Raw genomic sequence first — 17038 nt, 5'->3', positions numbered from 1 at the left:
CAATGGCTAAAATGCCTCCAAAACCATGTTCAGAGTCACGCGTTTTTCAGACAAACCGCGTGCTGCCTCCGGATACAAACAATCATCAGACCCTGTTTGGAGGAAAGCTGATGGCCTATATCGATGTTGTAGCATCCATTTCAGCATCCAAGCACTGCAGAACAGAATGCGTCACGGCCTCCATGGATTCGGTTGATTTTCTGCACCCGATCCGTCCGGCAGATGCGGTGCATCTTGAATCATTTGTGACGTTCACTGGAAGATCATCGATGGAAGTGTTTGTAAAAGTAACGGCAGAAGATTTAAAAAGCGGGAAGTCAAAGGTCGCAGCAACAAGCTTTATCACGTTCGTCTCACTTGACGAGAATGGCCGGCCAAAAGAAGTTCCGGCTGTCTTCCCGGAATCTGATGAGGAAAAATACTTATTCGCCTCCGGTGATGAGCGCTCGCAGATCAGAAAATCAAGAAGAAAAGCAAGCATTGCCTTCTCTGAACAAATTAAACAATATTGAGGAATCATTCATGTCCATCCTATACAGAAGCGTTTTTTAAGTGTCACTTGATCCTTTTTAAGGATCTTTTTTTTTGTTTAAATTCTTAACAGAATCTACATTGACTTTTTCACCACTGGGCCATATAGTTAAATACGTTAAAAGTTAAATTGTTGAACTATTAATTTTGATAGATGCAGAACCTGACACACAAGGAGGAATCGGGCATGTCATGCAGCAAAATTACCGAGCTCGTCGACCGGTACATAGCGGTTTCCTATTCTGTGACGAATATCGCGGAAACGCTAGTAAAAGAACAGATCGGCAGTGATCTGACGAATGATCAGCACTATATGCTGAGATACATGAGCGGGGCAAAGACCTGCACATCGACTGAACTGGCAGCTGCTTTTAATGTGAAAAAAAGTGCCATTACGGCCATCATTACACGTCTTCATGAAAAGGGGCTGATTGAACGCGACCGCGACGAAAATGACCGCCGCGTTGTTTACTTAACGCTGTCTGATAAGGGACATGAGCTGTTTGAAAAAGCGGAAAACCGCATACATACGCTCGTAGAATCATTTATTAATAAATTTGATCCCGAAGAGATCACGCAGTTTATTGAAACCTATGAAAAGCTGAACAGACTTCTGCTTGAAAACAAAGAAAAACATACGGGGGAATCTGAGTGAATACGATAATTAAACAAAAATGGCTTGTCCTGATTGTATGGATTGCCGTTGTTGCAGGACTGCTGTTTACAGCTCCGAACATGGCGGACCTGGTCCGGGAGAAGGGGCAGATTGATGTTCCTGAGGGCTATTCCTCTTCCTACGCATCTGAAATTCTTGATGAGGTGCAAAAAGAAGAAGGCGGGGAAGATTCAAGTTCGGTGGCACTTGTCTTTTACAGCGAGAAAAAGCTGACGAAATCAGAGATTTCCGAAGCGGAAAAGGCAATCCGCACGCTTGAAAAAGAAGAAGATAAACTCGGTATAACCGAAATTCTCACCCATTTTAACGAAAAAAGCCTCAAAGAACAGCTTGTCTCAAAAGACGGCAAAGCGATTCTTGCATCTGTAAATGTCGCATGGAACGACCGTGAACCGGAAGAAGTGAGAGATGCTCTCTATGAAGCAATCAGCGATGCGGACGTTGAATATGACTACACAGGCAACTGGATGATCAATGAAGACTTGATCAAGAGCTCTGAAGAAGGATTGAAAAAGACAGAGGGTATCACGGTTATTTTTATACTCGCAGTGCTACTTCTTGTCTTTAGATCCATCGTGGCGCCTATTATCCCGCTTCTTGCGGTGGGCTTCACGTATCTTGCTTCACAGTCTATCGTTTCGTTTTTAGTAGATTCATTGGATTTTCCTATCTCGAACTACACTCAGATTTTCCTTGTAGCCGTTCTATTTGGAATTGGAACCGACTACTGTATTTTGATTCTGAGCAGATTTAAAGAAGAATTGGCCGTAAGTGAAACAGTGACTGATGCCATCGTGGCAACGTATAAAAACGCGGGCCGAACGGTCTTTTTCAGCGGTGTTGCCGTCATGATCGGCTTTGCTGCCATCGGATTTTCACAGTTTAAACTCTACCAGTCTGCTTCAGCGGTTGCAGTAGGTGTGGCTGTGTTGCTTATCGCGTTATTTACGATCGTGCCGTTTTTCATGGCCGTGCTTGGCGGGAAGATTTTCTGGCCGTCCAAAAGCAAAGCAGAACATGGTGAAAGCAGGCTTTGGAGCATCCTCGGAAGATTCTCGCTTGCCCGTCCGCTGCTCTCCCTGCTGATTGTTGCAGCGATTTGCGTGCCGTTTCTGGCCGTTTATGACGGCGAACTGTCATTTGATTCTCTTGAAGAAATCAGCGGGGATGTATCCTCGATCAAGGCATTTAATGCCATTGCCGACAGCTTTGGACCGGGTGAATCCATGCCCACACAGATTGTTATGCAAAATGATGAAGAAATGGACTCTGCAGAATATGCAGCATTGGCCGAAAAAATCAGCCAGGAGGTCGAAAAAGTCGACCTTGTTGATAATGTCCGGTCCGTTACCCGTCCGGCGGGAGAGCCGATTGAAGACTTCTTCGTTGCCAAACAGGCGGAAAACCTGAGCGATGGACTCGGCGACGGCAAAGAAGGAATCGATGAAATCAGCAAAGGATTGAACGAGGCCGGCAGCGAGCTGTCAAAATCACAGCCCCAGCTGAATGATGCAACAGAAGGAATTAACGGACTGATCTCGGGAACGTCTGAACTCCAGTCAGGCATTAATGAGGTTCAGTCAAATCTCGTAAAAATTGAAGATGGTATCCGCCAGGGCAGTGCCGGCTCGGCTCAAATTAAAGATGGGCTATTGAAAACGAAGGCTGAGCTTGAGAAGCTTTCGGCAGGGTATGAAGAGCTATTGAATGGATACAGTAAAGCAGGCACTGGAATAGAAACCCTGTTAACAGAATACGTAAAAATTGAAAATGGGCTCGCAGCTGTAACGAATGCCATGGCCCAGATCCAGCTAAAAGACTTTGATGATTTAGAAGAAAAATATGAAGGAATAGCAAGTGAAACTCAATACAAGGAGATAAAAGGCGGCACTCTTACTGCAACAGGTGCTATACCAGGTCTTTCTGCAGGTGCTGCAGAGCTTAACAAAAATCTGGCTGGTGTATCTGCCGGCATGACCAAGGCAAACAACGGCTTTACCCAGGCAAACAACGGTCTTGCACAATTCCCTGGCGGCATCGACGCTCTTATTAAAGGCATTGATCAGCAGCTTGCGGGACTTAATCAGCTCGCTGACGGCCAAGGGCAGATTGTCGGAAACATGCCGAAATTTTCAAACGGGCTTGGAGAAGTCAATTCCGGCCAAAAGCAGCTGCTTGACGGGTTTGGAGATCTTGGCGGCCAGCTTGGTCAGCTGAAGGACGGCTTAAATCAGAGTGCTGACGGGCTTAACCAAGTATCAGATGGAATTGGTTCTGCACAGGATTATTTGACCGGCCTTTCCAAGTCTTCTGACCAAAATGGATTCTACCTGCCTGAGGCAGTTCTTGACAGCAAGGAATTTGCGCAGGCGCTTGATGCCTACATGTCTGAAGACCGGAAAACGATGACGCTTGATGTTGTGTTTGAAGCAAGCCCGTATTCCAATGAAGCGATTGAACAAGTGCCGGAAATTAAAGAAGCTGTAAACCGTGCTGTAAAGGATACAAAGCTTGAAAATGCAGATGTGGCCGTAGGCGGCATTACAAGCACAAACGCAGATTTGAGTACTGTTTCTGCACAAGATTACTCGCGTACAGTTATTTTAATGCTTGTGGGAATCTCTATTATTCTCATCTTTATGTTCCGCTCTCTGATTATGCCAATCTACATTATTGGTTCACTCGTGTTGGCCTACTTTACATCCATGGCGATCAATGAAGTGATTTTTGTAGACATTCTTCAGTACACAGGCATAAGCTGGGCCGTACCATTTTTTGGATTTGTCATTCTTGTTGCGCTTGGCGTCGACTACAGTATTTTCCTGATGGACCGCTTCAATGAATACCGTGATCTGTCAGTAGGCGAAGCAATGCTGATGTCTATGAAAAAGATGGGGACAGTTATTATTTCAGCAGCCGTTATACTCGGAGGCACGTTCGCTGCAATGATGCCTTCCGGAATGCTTTCTCTGCTGCAGATTGCCTCCATCATTTTAATCGGATTGTTCTTATACGCACTTGTGATCCTGCCGCTGTTTATACCGGTTATGGTAAAAACATTCGGACCTGCAAACTGGTGGCCGTTTAAGAGAGTATCAAATGAATAATTCAGATCTGGTTCGACTGGGATGAATTTGACCGGTTATCCATTGTGAACGAATGATTTTATCTGCACACCATTTTGTCGTGAAATGGTGTGTTTTTTATGTCGGAAAATGGGATAAGGGTGTTGGTGACAGCCAGTACTTATGCAAAATAAAGAGTGCATTTCTTCTTAAAGAAATGCACCCGATTGCAGGGAACTCTTAAGTGCTTTTTTTCAGCTATTGTACGAATCAAACATCGAAGCATTATCCGGGATATTTTCTAAATAACAAATTTTTCCATCATCATTTAGTTTTGCAATATCTTTACCTGTTTGAGTAAAAACACTCCCTGCTGAACGTTTACCGCATACTGCCCAGGGTGTTGCAAATGTATCTGTACCTTCGACTGCTTTCCAGCCTTCAAACATATGCTTAATATCAGCATTTTCAGTGAAAACCATTTGAACGAATAGCTTAAAATTCTCAATTCCCTGTTTCTTGTGGCCGTTCAAGACAAATACCAAATCATTAGAGAACAGGCTGATCAGCTCTTCAAAAGCCTGTTCGTCTGTGCGTGATTGATCAAATAAATCAAAATATATATTTAAGTTTTTCATGATGATCTCCTTATTGTAGCTGTGCTGACGTCACAGCACCATTTTTTCTTCTACTCTTGCTTTTAGCCTGTCCAGGTTCTCTTTCGGACACTTTTTATGGATTTCGTTTAAGAGCATGGCAATTGTTTGCTGTTTTAAAACAGACTGCCATGAATGTTCGGCTTCTTCCATCAAGTCCGATAATAAACAAATATCTTTATCTTTCAAGTTAAGCATATCGTTAAAAATTCCGCTTGATGAGTAGAGAGACTGTTTGCCTTCAATCGCCAGGTACACATCATAAATGCGAATCTTTTCAGGAGATTTTTTTAAACGAAACCCGCCTTTGCTTCCCGGTACTGATGTCAGTAAATCTGCATGGACCAGTTTTCTTAGCAGCTTTTGAAAATAGGTGGGTGAGCCGCCAAGCTCAGTGCTGATCGAATCTCCGGGCAGAACCGCTTTATCAGGAAGAAATGTAAGCAGTAAAATAGCATACACGGACTGCTCAACGCCTGTTTTTATATGCAATCTATCATCTCCTTTTGAATGTGTATAAAGCGGATAATGATTATCCGTATTAACCCTGTTTAATATCCTACCTTTTAATAAGGAAAAAGTAAAGCATTTTCTGCACCCTTATGCAGGGGCATCTGCCGATAAAGATAATCAGGTGTTGAACGAATGCAAAAAAACAAGCTCCGGTTATATTATGCTCACCGGAGCTTCAATTTTATTATTAAAATGTCACTTCATCCTGATTTCTTACAATGAGAAGCGTTTTACCTTTATCAAGTTCTTCCTCAAGCTTTTCGGCCATTTCAGTGTCGAATCCGATTTCTTCCATTTTAACAACGAGCTTGTCATCTTTGCTTCTGAATACGTTTTTGATGGCCGTTCCGACACCTGTTACGCCAACACCGATTTTATTGGCATCTGTCTCTTTACGGTCGCGTCTGACGTGATCATTATCGTGTGAGAGTATGTAAATATCCTCGTCCCTGATGCCGTCATGGCGCAATCTGTCAATCGATTCCTTCAGCTGTTCATCATCGTGAAAAACTTTGAATTTCGGTTTCATCTTTATCGCCTCCATGGTAAAAAGGTACCCGCTCTATGAAAGATTGAAACAAGGAAACAAGTACTCGAAAAAAACGGGAGGAATTTGCTATAATAGATTGAATGTCAATCATACACGTGCTTGTTTAAACAGGCATTTTTATAAGAATGGAAAGAGAGTGAAAAAATTATGGGCCGTAAATGGAACAATATTAAAGAGAAAAAGGCGTCTAAAGATGCAAATACAAGCCGGATTTACGCAAAATTCGGCCGGGAGATTTATGTAGCAGCCAAGCAGGGCGAGCCGAATCCTGAATCAAACCAGGCACTCCGCATGGTGCTTGAACGTGCAAAAACATACAGCGTCCCTAAAAACATCGTTGACCGCGCAATCGAAAAAGCAAAAGGAGGCTCTGAAGAAAGCTATGATGAGCTTCGTTATGAAGGCTTCGGGCCGAATGGTTCAATGGTCATCGTGGATGCATTGACAAACAACGTCAACCGCACAGCATCCGATGTCCGGGCTGCGTTTGGAAAAAATGGCGGCAACATGGGAGTTAACGGTTCGGTTGCGTACATGTTTGATGCAACTGCCGTTATAGGCGTTGAAGGAAAGAATGAAGAGGATGTGCTGGAGCTTTTAATGGAAGCAGATCTTGATGTGCGGGATATCCTTGAAGAGGAAGATTCTGTGATTGTCTATGTTGAACCAGACCAATTTCATGCTGTTCAGGAAGCATTCAAACAGGCGGGCATTACTGAATTTACCGTGGCAGAGCTTACGATGCTTGCGCAAAATGATGTTGAGCTCCCTGAAGATGCTCAGGCACAATTTGAAAAAATGATTGATGCGCTGGAAGATTTAGAGGATGTTCAGCAGGTATACCACAACGTGGACCTGGGATAATAGATGAAAACAGGCGGAAAATCCGTCTGTTTTTTTATACCCAGATAAAAAATGAATAAAAAAGTGATCCATTTAAAAAATCCTGTCGTTTCCTGTACAAGAAGTTCAAAACGAACTTAAAAAAACGACAGGGAGCGTGTAATCATGAAAATCAAAAAATTGTTAGCACCTGCACTTGGATTATCCTTACTTGTACCAACTTTCGGAACGGCCGTCCAGGCAGAGGAAATGAAGCCGACAGTCAACACACCTGCAGCGCAGCTCAGAGCAGACCTTGACTACCTATTGTCAGAGCATTTTGTTTTAGCGGTAACAGCCATGACAAAGTCCTATGATGGAGCAAAAGATGCAGAGGCAGCAAACAAAGCTTTAGATCAAAATGCAGCTGACATGACTCCTGCCATTGCTTCAGTATACGGGGAAGAAGGCGCAGCTGAATTCGAGCGAATCTTCCGGGAACATAATAATTACACGGCCGATCTTGTAAATGCGGCAAAAGGAAATGACGAAAATGCCCGTGCAGAAGCAGAAAAAGAAGTCGCGGCATTTGTTGAAGAATTTTCAACCTTCCTTGGAACTGCAACAGAAGGAAAGCTTCCTAAAGCAGCAGCTGAAGAGGCAGTGAAAGTTCATGAAGCCCAGGTGCTTGAAGTTTTTGATAACTACGTAGAAGGCGACTACAAGGAAGCAAATGAAACATTCCGAGAAGGATATAAACATATGTATGTGATCAGTGACGCATTAGCGGGAGCCATCACAACTCAAATGCCTGAAAAATTCGAAAATACAAAATCCGATACACCTGCAGCTGACCTTCGTTCTGCTTTAAACAGTCTGGCTGCCGAACACTTTGCACTGGCAGCAACAGGCATGCAAAAAGGATTTGACCAAACAGAAGATTATGACTTTGTCAGCTGGTCAGAAGATGCCAACACAGCAGACTTTAAAGCGGCAATCGGCTCTGTATATGGAGAAGAGGGTGCGGCACAGTTTGAAAAAGTATGGCAGGGCAACCACATCAATGCACAAGCTGAAATTGTAGCAGCTACGCTTGAAGGCGATGATGCGAAAATCACAGAATCTAAAGCAAAGCTTGATCAATTTGCAATGGACTTCGGCACATTCCTTGGTGCTGCAACGGGTGAAAACCTTCCTGCCAAAGACGCACAGGCAGCAATTAAGCAGCACGAAGCACTTGTAACACAAACGTTTGACCAATATGTTGCCGGCGACTACGATGCAGCTTACCAGTCATTCCGCGAAGGCTACAAGTTCATGTTCGGTGTAGGCCAGAACCTTGGAAATGCCATTGTGACGCAAATGCCTGATAAATTTGAAGCTTCAGCAATGCCTGAAGACATGCCAAAAACAGGACTCGGCGGAACAAGTGAAGCACTTCCGGCATCAGCAGCCGTATTTGCAGGCCTAGGCTCGCTCTTAGCTGCAGCAGCTCTTGTTCTTTTCAGAAGAAAAACGGCTCAGCAGAAGTAATTGCTGAAAAGAGAGATGAGAGGGATGCTCTGTTTTAGAACACATGAGATTGGATCAGCTGCAAGCGCACTGATCCTTTCCCTCTTTTTTCCTTATTAGAACAAAACTATGTGATTTATAAACGGGGTGCATTGGAAAATGAAAAAAATCATCTTACTCGGCATAAGCAGCGTTATCTGTTTTATCCTCGCGGGCTACAGTTACGGGCTTTTCCCAACTCAATTATCCTCTACCGATACCTCCCCCAAAAAAGCAGAGCAAACGACTGTGCAGACGGAAAATGCTGCCGCCGGGGCAGATGGGTCTGAACGTCCGCTGAATGAATTTACCTTATTAAAAGCAGAAGTGAAAAAGCTGATTGAAGCCCAAAAAAGAGAGACTGCCCAGATGAAAGGCATCATCCCTGCAACCGTTGAAATCCCATCGATAAATGTGAATGCCCCAATTGAACAGGTGGGGATTCTTGACAACGGTCAGATGGGGGTGCCAGAGGACATTAATAATGTCGGCTGGTTTGAACCTGGAGTGAAGCCTGGAAGCAAGGGAAGCGCAGTTCTTGCAGGACATGTTGACAGCAAAACGGGTCCTGCCATCTTCTTTGATCTGAAAAAAGTAAAAGAGGGCGACGAAATCATCGTAAAGGATCAAAACGGAACAGCTCTTACGTTTATCGTAAAAAAGCAGGAAAGCTATGAACGTTCATCAGCTCCGATCGATGAAATCTTCCAGACGTCAGAAGGACAGAATTTAAATTTGATTACTTGTTCAGGAACGTTTGACCGCTCTGCAGGAACGCATGAGGAAAGACTTGTCGTGTTTGCAGAGTTAAAAAAGGAAAAGAAACCGGCAAAGAATGTTCCTCCCCCTGCCCCTGATACTGTAGAAGTGAATGGAACATTTGTAACGTGGCATGCTGTCCGCGAAGATACGGTTGCAGGCTACAGAGTATACAGAGGAGACAAAAATGGCGAGAACTTCGAGCAAATTGCGAGCATATCAGCTCTTGAAAGAAAGAGTTTTATGGATGAAAAAGCTGCAGAGCATACTTATTATGTAACAACTGTCGATGCCTTTGGGCAAGAATCAGAGCCTTCTGAAATAGCAGCGGTCAATTAAACTTCAGAAAACCAGTCTGTCATTTGATCAGACTGGTTTTTAAATGTGTATTTTTTGAAAAAATGAAACTTTTCACCTAATAAAACGTTAGATATAATAGGTCTGTTTATTTACTATTCTACAATTCCAATTGACTTATTTAAGGAGCGTTTGATTATGGCCAATACAGTCATACAAGAAAAAACAAGCGTAAAAAAGAAACGGAAGAGGAAGGTTTTTCTTGGCGCACTTCTGCTTTTCGTCCTTTTGGCTTCTGGCACAGCCGTCTATCATTATACAAAACCTCTTCCGGCAGGCATCTCCCACGAAGGTGATATTCATGCCGGGCAGGTGGAATTTCTCTACGATCTGACGTTTGAAAACGGGGAAGAAGTGACTCATAATCAGGTCATTTTTGACAGGATTGAAGATACCATTGAAGAGGCTGACCAGTTTATCATGATGGATATGTTCTTGTTTAACGACGAATACGACCGGTCTGCAAGCTATCCAGCCCTGTCCCGCAGCCTTAAAGACGCTTTAATTGAAAAGAAACAGAAGGATAAAGAAATCCAGATAACGGTGATTACCGACCGCATTAATACCTTTTATGGATCATACCCGTCACAGATTGCAGAAGAGCTGAAAGAAAAAGGCATTGAAGTTGTCTTTACGGATTTAAACCCTCTCAGGGATTCGAATCCCTTTTTTTCCGGGGGCCACAGGACGTTTCTGCAGTGGTTTGGAACCGGTGGAAGCGGCTGGATTCCGAATGCGTTCAGTCCTGATTCTCCTGATGTCACACTCAGGTCCTATCTGGACTTATTAAATTTTAAAGCAAATCACAGGAAAGTCATTGTATCTGAAAAAGAAGGAATCGTGACGTCCGCCAATCCCCACGACGGCAGTTCGCTCCACTCTAATATTGCGTTTGCTGTAAAAGGAGAGATCCTGAGGGAACTTGTTGAAACGGAAAAAGCGGTCGCTTCCCTGTCAGGAACGGATGTGGAAATGGATGAGAGCGCTGTTGTATTTGCACAGGCGGAATCGGGAGATTATGATGTTCAGCTTTTAACCGAAGGGAGAATCAAGAAACACTTAGTAAACGAAATGAAGCAGACCGGAAAAGGTGAAAAGATTAAAATTGGGGCATTTTATTTATCTGACCGCGATATCATTAAGGAGCTGCTAGCAGCTTCAGAAAGAGGAGCAGAGGTCAGACTGATACTTGATGCAAACAAAGATGCCTTTGGACGGGAGAAGAACGGTGTTCCAAACAGGCCTGCTGCTCATGAACTGGTTTCAAAATCTGATGGAAACATCCAGGTGCGGTGGTATAAAACAAACGGCGAACAGTATCATACGAAGCTGATGTTTTTTGAGGGTGAGGAAGAGGATACGGTCATTGGCGGATCAGCCAATTTTACGAAGCGCAATCTCGGAAATTTTAATCTTGAGACAGATCTGAAAATTACCGGCCCTTCCAATACAGGGATGATGGAGGAAATGGAAGCCTATTTTGATGAGCTCTGGTCAAATCAGTCAGGAACATACACAGAGGATTATGAAGTATTTGCAGATGATTCGCTCTTTTTGACATTCATGTACCGCTTTCAAGAGTGGAGCGGGATTTCAAGTTTTTGATGGGAAACGGCAGCTTGTTGCTGCCGTTTTTTAGTTGTACCTATAAAAGAGGCTTCGACAAAACATGTTATAACAATAAATTGGGGTTCAATAAAAATCCGGAAAATGACACCACAAACGGGCATCCAATTCTGGTAAAAGTGGCGGCACTAAGCGGAATGACGCCACAAACGAGCATCCAACTCTGGTAAAAGTGGAAGCACTAAGCCGAATGACGCCACAAACGAGCATCCAACTCTGGTAAAAGTGGAGGCACTAAGTGGAATGACGCCACAAACGAGCATCCAATTCTGGTAAAAGTGGCAGCACTAAGCGGAATGACGCCACAAACGAGCATCCAATTCTGGTAAAAGTGGCGGCACTAAGCCGAATGGCGCCACAAACGAGTATCCAATTCTGGTAAAAGTGGCGGCACTAAGCGGAATGGCGCCACAAACGAGTATCCAATTCTGGTAAAAGTGACGGCACTAAGCCGAATGACGCCACAAACGAGCATCCAACTCTGGTAAAAGTGGCGACACTAAGCCGAATGGCGCCAGCAAGTTGGGATTCATTTTTAGCACTTTAACATAAAAAAACCGGACGAGCTATAGCCCTAGTCCGGTTTTCATTCTATGAATCCATTGATTTTCCAAGACTTTGTTTGCGCTCCTGCTCAGCAATCATTTCATCGTCTTCGGCATTGTCGCGTGTAACTTTCTGCGTTAGAATTGCTCCAACGGCAACAAGCATCATGACAGCGATGTAGTAGCCTTTTTCATTCAGCTGAAGATTATCGGCATTGTACAGTCCGATACAAAACAGCGCGACTCCGGCAAAGAACGTAAAGTAAGCAAGGAATGTAAAGGCCGGTGTATTTCTTCTTCGGTATTTTTGCATGGCAGTTCGCTCCCTTTTAATAGGTAATATGGCAGTAATGACTCTGATATCATACCATAATTTCCCTAAAGTGAAACGTGTTATTTGTCATATTTACAGCTTCATTGTGAGGAGGTGAACCTATTTTACATTTATATTGAGAGGTCCTTTGATCCGCACGGGAGGTTCATTGACCGAAATCTCTGTCCGCTGCTGCCGTTTAGCTCCAAAGACAGCTCCGACCTGCTTGATGGAGGATGTGACATTGTGGAGCATTTCACCGACGTCATGGGCAGATTCAAGGAGCGGATCGACAGTGCGGATTTTGCCTTTAACATCTGTTGTTAGCTGATTGGCTGTATGAATCAGCTGCTCGGCTTCTTCTGAAAGCCCGTTTACGGCATTTCTGACTTCTGCAAGCGTCTTGTTGGTTTCATCCAGCGTAACCATCCCTTTTTTTAATGTTCCGATCAAATGGACAGCAAGACAGATGAACGCACCCGAAGCGCCTGCAACACTTAATTTGATTAACATGTTTTCCCTCCTTTTTGTATCAATCTATGTTTTCTTTTTTGCGGAAATGCCTCAAAGGACAACCGCCTAATTATTATAAAATTTAGATTAGTTGTTGACATCATTGCCGGTTTCTTATAAAATAGCAGTATACCAATCGAATAAATGAACCTCCTAAAGGGGAGTAGCTTTTACAATAGTGTCGTCACTTCGAAGCAATTGCTTCCGGCTCTATTGGCAACCATTGCGTTGTTAGCAAGACCTTTACCTATTACCGGTAAAGGTCTTTATTGTTTTTCAGAACAAAAAACCTTTGCCGAATGCAGGCAAAGGTTTTTTTATTCGAAATTTCCTAAATGAGGTGTGAGAGTATATGAAAAAAATCCGATGGTCCATTGAAAAATTAATTCGTGAAAACAAAGAGGAGCTTCTGAAGGATAAAACGCAGCTTGAAAAAATTGAACAGCGCATTGATGACAAGTACACGAAAAAAATAGGATTTAAATAGGAGGAATGAAGATGATTCTAAGAAAATATATGTCTATTCTAGGTATTGGTTCTGCTCAAATTGATTTAATCCTGAATAAGGAAGAATTCAGTCCCGGTGAGTGTGTGAAAGGTTACTTTTTAATAAAAGGCGGTGTGATTGAGCAGCAGCTGAAGCGGATTGACTGTGATTTGGTTGCGGCTGATCTGTCTGCCGGGAGTGAGAATGTGCTTGAAACGTCAAATATTTTAACCTCAAAGCAAATTGCTGCTGACGAACAAAACCGGATTGATTTCGTATTCAGGCTTCCTCAAAACCTTACGGAATCAAACGATGAGAGGTCATACTTCTTTAACACGAGGCTGGTTTTCGATGAAGGTGTCATCAGCAAAGATCAGGACTTTATCACAGTAGTAAAGGGGGACTAACAGATGGAACTAACAATGCTGATGGAATATGGATGGGTATTGCTGCTTTTGATTGCGATTGAAGGACTGCTTGCCGCAGATAACGCGCTAGTGCTTGCCATTATGGTCAAACACCTGCCGGAGGATCAGCGGAAGAAAGCTTTATTTTATGGTCTTGCAGGTGCCTTTGTTTTCAGGTTTGGCTCCTTGTTTGCAATCTCCTTCCTGGTGGATGTCTGGCAGGTTCAGGCAATCGGGGCTCTCTACTTGCTGTTTATTGCAGCGAACCATATCTTAAGAAAACTTGTGTTTAAAAAGAAAGAAGAAGAAGAGAAGCCGGATAAGAAAAAATCAGGATTCTGGGCAACTGTACTGAAGATCGAGCTTGCAGATATCGCATTTGCTGTAGATTCCATTTTGGCTGCTGTGGCTCTCGCTGTCACGCTTCCAAACACCAGCCTGCCGCCAATCGGCGGTCTTGACGGCGGAAAATTCCTCGTCATTTTCGCAGGGGGCATTATCGGGCTTGTGATTATGAGATTTGCGGCAAACTACTTTGTCGACTTGCTTCATAAACGTCCGGGTCTTGAAATTGCAGCCTTCGGAATTGTCGGGTGGGTTGGAGTAAAGCTTTCCATCTACACCCTGTCGCATCCTGAACTCGCTGTGCTGCCTGAAGGATTTGCAAAATCCCCCGAGTGGAAAATCACATTCTATGTTGTACTCGTTGGAATTGCAGCAGCGGGCTGGTTTTTGTCAAAAGAGAAAAAAGAAGAATCGGCAGAAGTCAGTCAATAGTTTTGAAGAGCATCCATTTCATCATGGATGCTTTTTTGTGTTTTCTTTAGAAAATCTTTACCTTTTTCCAAAATTTATCATGTATAGTGAAGGTAGATTACACAAGAGAAACGGATGGTGGTAATGAAAAAATTAATCAAATACAGTTTGGCCGGCTTGCTTCTTTCAGGCTTAATCTATACAGGATTTCTCCATTACAGCATTCATACAGCAGCCTCCGGGCAGCCGGAAGATGGAGCGGATTACATCATTATTCTCGGTGCAAAAGTCAATGGAACGGTGCCTTCTCTCGCACTGCAGTACCGGGCTGATGCAGCAGCAGAGTATATGAAGAGAAATCCCGGGACAATTGCCGTCGCATCGGGCGGACAGGGGCCGGGGGAAGAGATTACGGAAGCTGAGGCGATCAGCAGGATATTGAGCGGGCATGGGATTGATGAAAAGAGAATTATAAAGGAATCGGCGTCAACAAGCACAATTGAGAACCTTTCATATTCAAAGAAAGTACTGCCAAAAAACGCAAAACAGGGACTGATTGCCACAAATGACTTTCATATTTACCGCTCATTGCTTGCTGCAGAACAGCTTGGCCTTGATGTGGAGGGGCTGCCGGCAAAAACTCCGAGTGTCGCCGTTTTGAAATCTTTTTCAAGAGAGTACTTAGCGATAACAAATTACTACGTAAGAGGACGCTATGAGGCAAAATAAAAAGAACCATCTTTTCCGCCGTCCCGGGAATGGTTCTTATATTTTTCTCTATAAAGCTGTTCTTTTTTCGTTTTCGTCCGTTTCGTGCTCAAATCCTGCAGAGCAAATGGACTTCTGCTGCTTTCGGGATTCCGTTTTCCTTCGCGCGTCATTTTCAGGCGCTGTTTTTTTGCTTTAGATAAACTCATGGCATTCACACTCCTGCTATTATTTCTATCAGTATACGCGGAAACAAGACATTTTGTACAGATGGAGTGAACGCTGTTATGTATCTTTTTCCAGCAGGTTTCTTTTCGCCTGCCAATGGGAAATGTATAGTCAGATAACAATGACTGACGTGAGGGAGAGATAAATATGGAGTATTCTGCAAAGGCGGAAGCCAAGGCAAAGGCGAATGATGCAGGAGAAGAAACAAAGCCCTGGATAAGGCGGTTCGGACGGTTTGGCTATATGGCAAAAGGACTTGTCTATTTTTTAATCGGCGTTCTTGCGCTGCTTGCGGCTCTTGGACTGGGAGGGAAAATGACCGGAACGAGCGGCATGTTTGAAACCGTGGCTGGAAAGCCATTCGGAGAAATTTTACTGTGGGTAATCGGCATCGGCCTGATTGGTTATGTCTTATGGGAACTCATAAAAGCTTTTCTTGATCCTGAGAGGAAAGGAAAAAAGACAAAAGGCATACTGGTGAGAACAGGCTATGCCGTCAGTGCAGTCATCTATGGAGCCATCGCTTACAAAGCAATATCGATAGCTATGCACGCAAGCTCAGGCGGAGGCGGATCTGAAAAAACGATTTCAGCGAAGCTGCTCCAGCAGCCCTTTGGTCAGTGGATCATTGGCCTGATTGGAGCCATCATTGTGGGATATGGCCTGTATGAACTTTATAACGGCTATACAGAACGGTTTATGAATAAATTCAGAGTAAGCGAAATGAATGAGCATGAGCGAAAGATTGCGAGAAATTCAGGAAAATCGGGCTTGATTGCAAGAGGAATCGTACTTGCCATGATTGGCTATTTCTTTATTCAAACAGCTATTACAGCTAATCCTGAGCAATCAAAAGGAATTGACGGGGCTCTGGCTGAGCTTGCCTCTAAACCATACGGAGGCTGGATGCTCGGTCTTGCTGCTGCAGGACTGATGCTTTACGGCATTTATGAAATGATCCGCGGACGCTATGAGCATATGAGTTTTGGAGGTAAATAAACCGAGTTCTTTTTTGATCACATATATTTTAAATGGAAACCATCTGCATAAGCAGGTGGTTTTTTTGCTTTAGCGGCAGCTTTTACCGTATATGGCCGCCTGGGATAAACGCACAGTCACTCCTGCCTCAGCCGGCATAGGTTATGATAAGGGAGTGATGCAGGTGTCTAAAAAATCAAATCGGAAATTAAGGGACAGAGTAAAGGTTGTCTTTTTGAATGAAATCGAGGCTGGATCCGGAGTGGAAAGCGTCTTGGAAGCTGGAAAAGCGGCAGCAGAAGTAGTTGCTGAGAGACTTGAAGAAGTGTCGGAAACAGTTGCGGATGCACTTGAAGAAGTGTCGGAAGCAGTTGCAGATACGATCGAAGCAATCGCAGAAACAGTTGCAGGTACGATAGAAGAAGTGGAAGAAGCAGTTGCAGAATCAAGTGAACAAAGAAAAGAAAAGCGTCCGATTATCAAAAAAGTGGTAAAGAAAGTAAAGCCGCCTATTGCTTTCGGTTCGCTTTACAATGCTGATATTGGCGGTTTTGCTGTCCCGGGGGTAAAACTGAATTTCACCTCTGAGGGACCGGAATATAAAACGAGATCCAGTGTTATAGATGATACGATTAGAATCAAAAAAGACGGCGTTTATGAAATCATTTTCTTAACCGATGTCATGACTTTAAATGGAGAAGCGGATTTTGGGATCTTCAGAAATAATACTCTTATCAATGAAGCTAAATTTTCGGTTAAATCAGGTGATCTGCTGCAGACAACGGTAGGCAAAGTTGTACAGCTTGAACTTGAAAAAGGGGATGAAATTTCTGTTCGAACGATCTTCACTAATACACCGGACACAGGATATGAGTTTCCTGACATCCGTTATATGAATTCTTCCCTCACCGTCAAACTTCTTATGAAGGATTAACTATCATATTTTTCCCTAAAACAAGGCACCTTAAGAATGTCTTGTTTTTTTATGTTTCCTGAA

Annotated in this window: 19 protein-coding genes; 13 read left to right on the top strand and 6 right to left on the bottom strand. The window is 43.6% G+C overall.

Features of this window, described 5'->3' with window-relative positions; all coding sequences use genetic code 11:
• The first annotated feature begins 2 nt into the window (after window positions 1-2).
• From RKD52_RS16010 to RKD52_RS16000, 3 genes are all read left to right on the top strand, one after another.
• Window positions 3-512: an acyl-CoA thioesterase gene (locus RKD52_RS16010; protein ID WP_454100483.1), complete on the top strand. Its 510-nt coding sequence runs from the start codon at window positions 3-5 to the stop codon at window positions 510-512.
• A 206-nt stretch (window positions 513-718) separates the two neighbouring features.
• Complete coding sequence (locus RKD52_RS16005; RefSeq protein ID WP_454100482.1) at window positions 719-1186, top strand: MarR family winged helix-turn-helix transcriptional regulator; 468 nt, start codon at window positions 719-721, stop codon at window positions 1184-1186.
• Complete coding sequence (locus RKD52_RS16000; RefSeq protein WP_454100481.1) at window positions 1183-4314, top strand: MMPL family transporter; 3132 nt, start codon at window positions 1183-1185, stop codon at window positions 4312-4314. The genes RKD52_RS16005 and RKD52_RS16000 overlap by 4 nt, the downstream gene beginning before the upstream one ends.
• Before the next feature lie 212 nt (window positions 4315-4526).
• Here RKD52_RS16000 and RKD52_RS15995 read toward each other — a convergent pair whose 3' ends face one another.
• From RKD52_RS15995 to RKD52_RS15985, 3 genes are all read right to left on the bottom strand, one after another.
• The gene (locus RKD52_RS15995; protein WP_454100480.1) at window positions 4527-4910 is read right to left on the bottom strand and encodes a nuclear transport factor 2 family protein; all 384 of its coding nucleotides are present in this window, start codon (window positions 4908-4910) and stop codon (window positions 4527-4529) included.
• A 30-nt stretch (window positions 4911-4940) separates the two neighbouring features.
• Window positions 4941-5420 (bottom strand): RrF2 family transcriptional regulator, encoded by a 480-nt coding sequence (locus tag RKD52_RS15990; RefSeq protein WP_454100479.1) that lies wholly within the window; start codon window positions 5418-5420, stop codon window positions 4941-4943.
• A gap of 208 nt (window positions 5421-5628) precedes the next feature.
• Complete coding sequence (locus tag RKD52_RS15985; RefSeq protein ID WP_369732353.1) at window positions 5629-5970, bottom strand: general stress protein; 342 nt, start codon at window positions 5968-5970, stop codon at window positions 5629-5631.
• 168 nt (window positions 5971-6138) lie between these two features.
• Here RKD52_RS15985 and RKD52_RS15980 point away from each other — a divergent pair, with 168 nt between their 5' ends.
• The 4 genes from RKD52_RS15980 to RKD52_RS15965 all read left to right on the top strand — a co-directional run bounded on the left by RKD52_RS15980 (window position 6139) and on the right by RKD52_RS15965 (window position 11085).
• Window positions 6139-6855: a YebC/PmpR family DNA-binding transcriptional regulator gene (locus RKD52_RS15980; RefSeq protein WP_454100478.1), complete on the top strand. Its 717-nt coding sequence runs from the start codon at window positions 6139-6141 to the stop codon at window positions 6853-6855.
• A 144-nt stretch (window positions 6856-6999) separates the two neighbouring features.
• Window positions 7000-8346, top strand: a complete 1347-nt coding sequence (locus RKD52_RS15975) for a copper amine oxidase (protein ID WP_454100477.1) — start codon at window positions 7000-7002, stop codon at window positions 8344-8346.
• A gap of 138 nt (window positions 8347-8484) precedes the next feature.
• The gene (locus RKD52_RS15970) at window positions 8485-9462 is read left to right on the top strand and encodes a sortase domain-containing protein (protein ID WP_454100476.1); all 978 of its coding nucleotides are present in this window, start codon (window positions 8485-8487) and stop codon (window positions 9460-9462) included.
• Between the two features lie 156 nt (window positions 9463-9618).
• Window positions 9619-11085, top strand: coding sequence for a phospholipase D family protein (locus tag RKD52_RS15965; protein WP_454100475.1), 1467 nt, complete (start codon window positions 9619-9621; stop codon window positions 11083-11085).
• Window positions 11086-11697: 612 nt separating this feature from the next.
• On the opposite strand, the gene RKD52_RS15960 is transcribed toward RKD52_RS15965, so the two are convergent.
• Together RKD52_RS15960 and RKD52_RS15955 are read right to left on the bottom strand one after the other, a co-directional pair.
• Window positions 11698-11964: a YiaA/YiaB family inner membrane protein gene (locus RKD52_RS15960; RefSeq protein ID WP_369732360.1), complete on the bottom strand. Its 267-nt coding sequence runs from the start codon at window positions 11962-11964 to the stop codon at window positions 11698-11700.
• A gap of 120 nt (window positions 11965-12084) precedes the next feature.
• On the bottom strand, window positions 12085-12477 hold the full coding sequence (locus RKD52_RS15955; protein WP_454100474.1) for a DUF948 domain-containing protein: 393 nt from the start codon (window positions 12475-12477) through the stop codon (window positions 12085-12087).
• Between the two features lie 352 nt (window positions 12478-12829).
• On the opposite strand from RKD52_RS15955, the gene RKD52_RS15950 reads away from it, so the two are divergent.
• From RKD52_RS15950 to RKD52_RS15935, 4 genes are all read left to right on the top strand, one after another.
• A complete protein-coding gene (locus tag RKD52_RS15950; RefSeq protein ID WP_369732362.1) occupies window positions 12830-12964 on the top strand; it encodes an FbpB family small basic protein in 135 nt (44 codons plus the stop codon).
• 11 nt (window positions 12965-12975) lie between these two features.
• Entirely contained in the window at window positions 12976-13371 is a 396-nt protein-coding gene (locus tag RKD52_RS15945) for a sporulation protein (RefSeq protein WP_454100473.1), read from the top strand.
• A gap of 3 nt (window positions 13372-13374) precedes the next feature.
• Window positions 13375-14148 (top strand): TerC family protein, encoded by a 774-nt coding sequence (locus RKD52_RS15940; RefSeq protein ID WP_454100472.1) that lies wholly within the window; start codon window positions 13375-13377, stop codon window positions 14146-14148.
• Between the two features lie 123 nt (window positions 14149-14271).
• Complete coding sequence (locus RKD52_RS15935; protein WP_454100471.1) at window positions 14272-14856, top strand: YdcF family protein; 585 nt, start codon at window positions 14272-14274, stop codon at window positions 14854-14856.
• Here RKD52_RS15935 and RKD52_RS15930 read toward each other — a convergent pair.
• Complete coding sequence (locus RKD52_RS15930; protein WP_454100470.1) at window positions 14841-15044, bottom strand: hypothetical protein; 204 nt, start codon at window positions 15042-15044, stop codon at window positions 14841-14843. The two genes, RKD52_RS15935 and RKD52_RS15930, sit on opposite strands and share 16 nt — an antisense overlap.
• Before the next feature lie 166 nt (window positions 15045-15210).
• On the opposite strand from RKD52_RS15930, the gene RKD52_RS15925 reads away from it, so the two are divergent.
• Together RKD52_RS15925 and RKD52_RS15920 are read left to right on the top strand one after the other, a co-directional pair.
• Window positions 15211-16062 (top strand): DUF1206 domain-containing protein, encoded by an 852-nt coding sequence (locus tag RKD52_RS15925; RefSeq protein WP_454100469.1) that lies wholly within the window; start codon window positions 15211-15213, stop codon window positions 16060-16062.
• A gap of 163 nt (window positions 16063-16225) precedes the next feature.
• Window positions 16226-16975 (top strand): hypothetical protein, encoded by a 750-nt coding sequence (locus RKD52_RS15920; protein ID WP_454100468.1) that lies wholly within the window; start codon window positions 16226-16228, stop codon window positions 16973-16975.
• Window positions 16976-17038: the final 63 nt, after the last annotated feature.

The organism is Metabacillus sp. SLBN-84 (assembly GCF_053629595.1).
The sequence above is the reverse complement of the archived record's forward strand: the minus strand, read 5'-3'. Positions and strand labels throughout refer to the sequence as shown.

Coding starts and splice junctions, on each gene's coding strand:
- RKD52_RS16010 (WP_454100483.1), top strand. CDS start 3: ATGGCTAAAATGCCTCCAAAACCATGTTCAGAGTCACGCGTTTTTCAG.
- RKD52_RS16005 (WP_454100482.1), top strand. CDS start 719: ATGTCATGCAGCAAAATTACCGAGCTCGTCGACCGGTACATAGCGGTT.
- RKD52_RS15995 (WP_454100480.1), bottom strand. CDS start 4,910: ATGAAAAACTTAAATATATATTTTGATTTATTTGATCAATCACGCACA.
- RKD52_RS15985 (WP_369732353.1), bottom strand. CDS start 5,970: ATGAAACCGAAATTCAAAGTTTTTCACGATGATGAACAGCTGAAGGAA.
- RKD52_RS15980 (WP_454100478.1), top strand. CDS start 6,139: ATGGGCCGTAAATGGAACAATATTAAAGAGAAAAAGGCGTCTAAAGAT.
- RKD52_RS15975 (WP_454100477.1), top strand. CDS start 7,000: ATGAAAATCAAAAAATTGTTAGCACCTGCACTTGGATTATCCTTACTT.
- RKD52_RS15970 (WP_454100476.1), top strand. CDS start 8,485: ATGAAAAAAATCATCTTACTCGGCATAAGCAGCGTTATCTGTTTTATC.
- RKD52_RS15965 (WP_454100475.1), top strand. CDS start 9,619: ATGGCCAATACAGTCATACAAGAAAAAACAAGCGTAAAAAAGAAACGG.
- RKD52_RS15960 (WP_369732360.1), bottom strand. CDS start 11,964: ATGCAAAAATACCGAAGAAGAAATACACCGGCCTTTACATTCCTTGCT.
- RKD52_RS15955 (WP_454100474.1), bottom strand. CDS start 12,477: ATGTTAATCAAATTAAGTGTTGCAGGCGCTTCGGGTGCGTTCATCTGT.
- RKD52_RS15950 (WP_369732362.1), top strand. CDS start 12,830: ATGAAAAAAATCCGATGGTCCATTGAAAAATTAATTCGTGAAAACAAA.
- RKD52_RS15945 (WP_454100473.1), top strand. CDS start 12,976: ATGATTCTAAGAAAATATATGTCTATTCTAGGTATTGGTTCTGCTCAA.
- RKD52_RS15940 (WP_454100472.1), top strand. CDS start 13,375: ATGGAACTAACAATGCTGATGGAATATGGATGGGTATTGCTGCTTTTG.
- RKD52_RS15935 (WP_454100471.1), top strand. CDS start 14,272: ATGAAAAAATTAATCAAATACAGTTTGGCCGGCTTGCTTCTTTCAGGC.
- RKD52_RS15930 (WP_454100470.1), bottom strand. CDS start 15,044: ATGAGTTTATCTAAAGCAAAAAAACAGCGCCTGAAAATGACGCGCGAA.
- RKD52_RS15925 (WP_454100469.1), top strand. CDS start 15,211: ATGGAGTATTCTGCAAAGGCGGAAGCCAAGGCAAAGGCGAATGATGCA.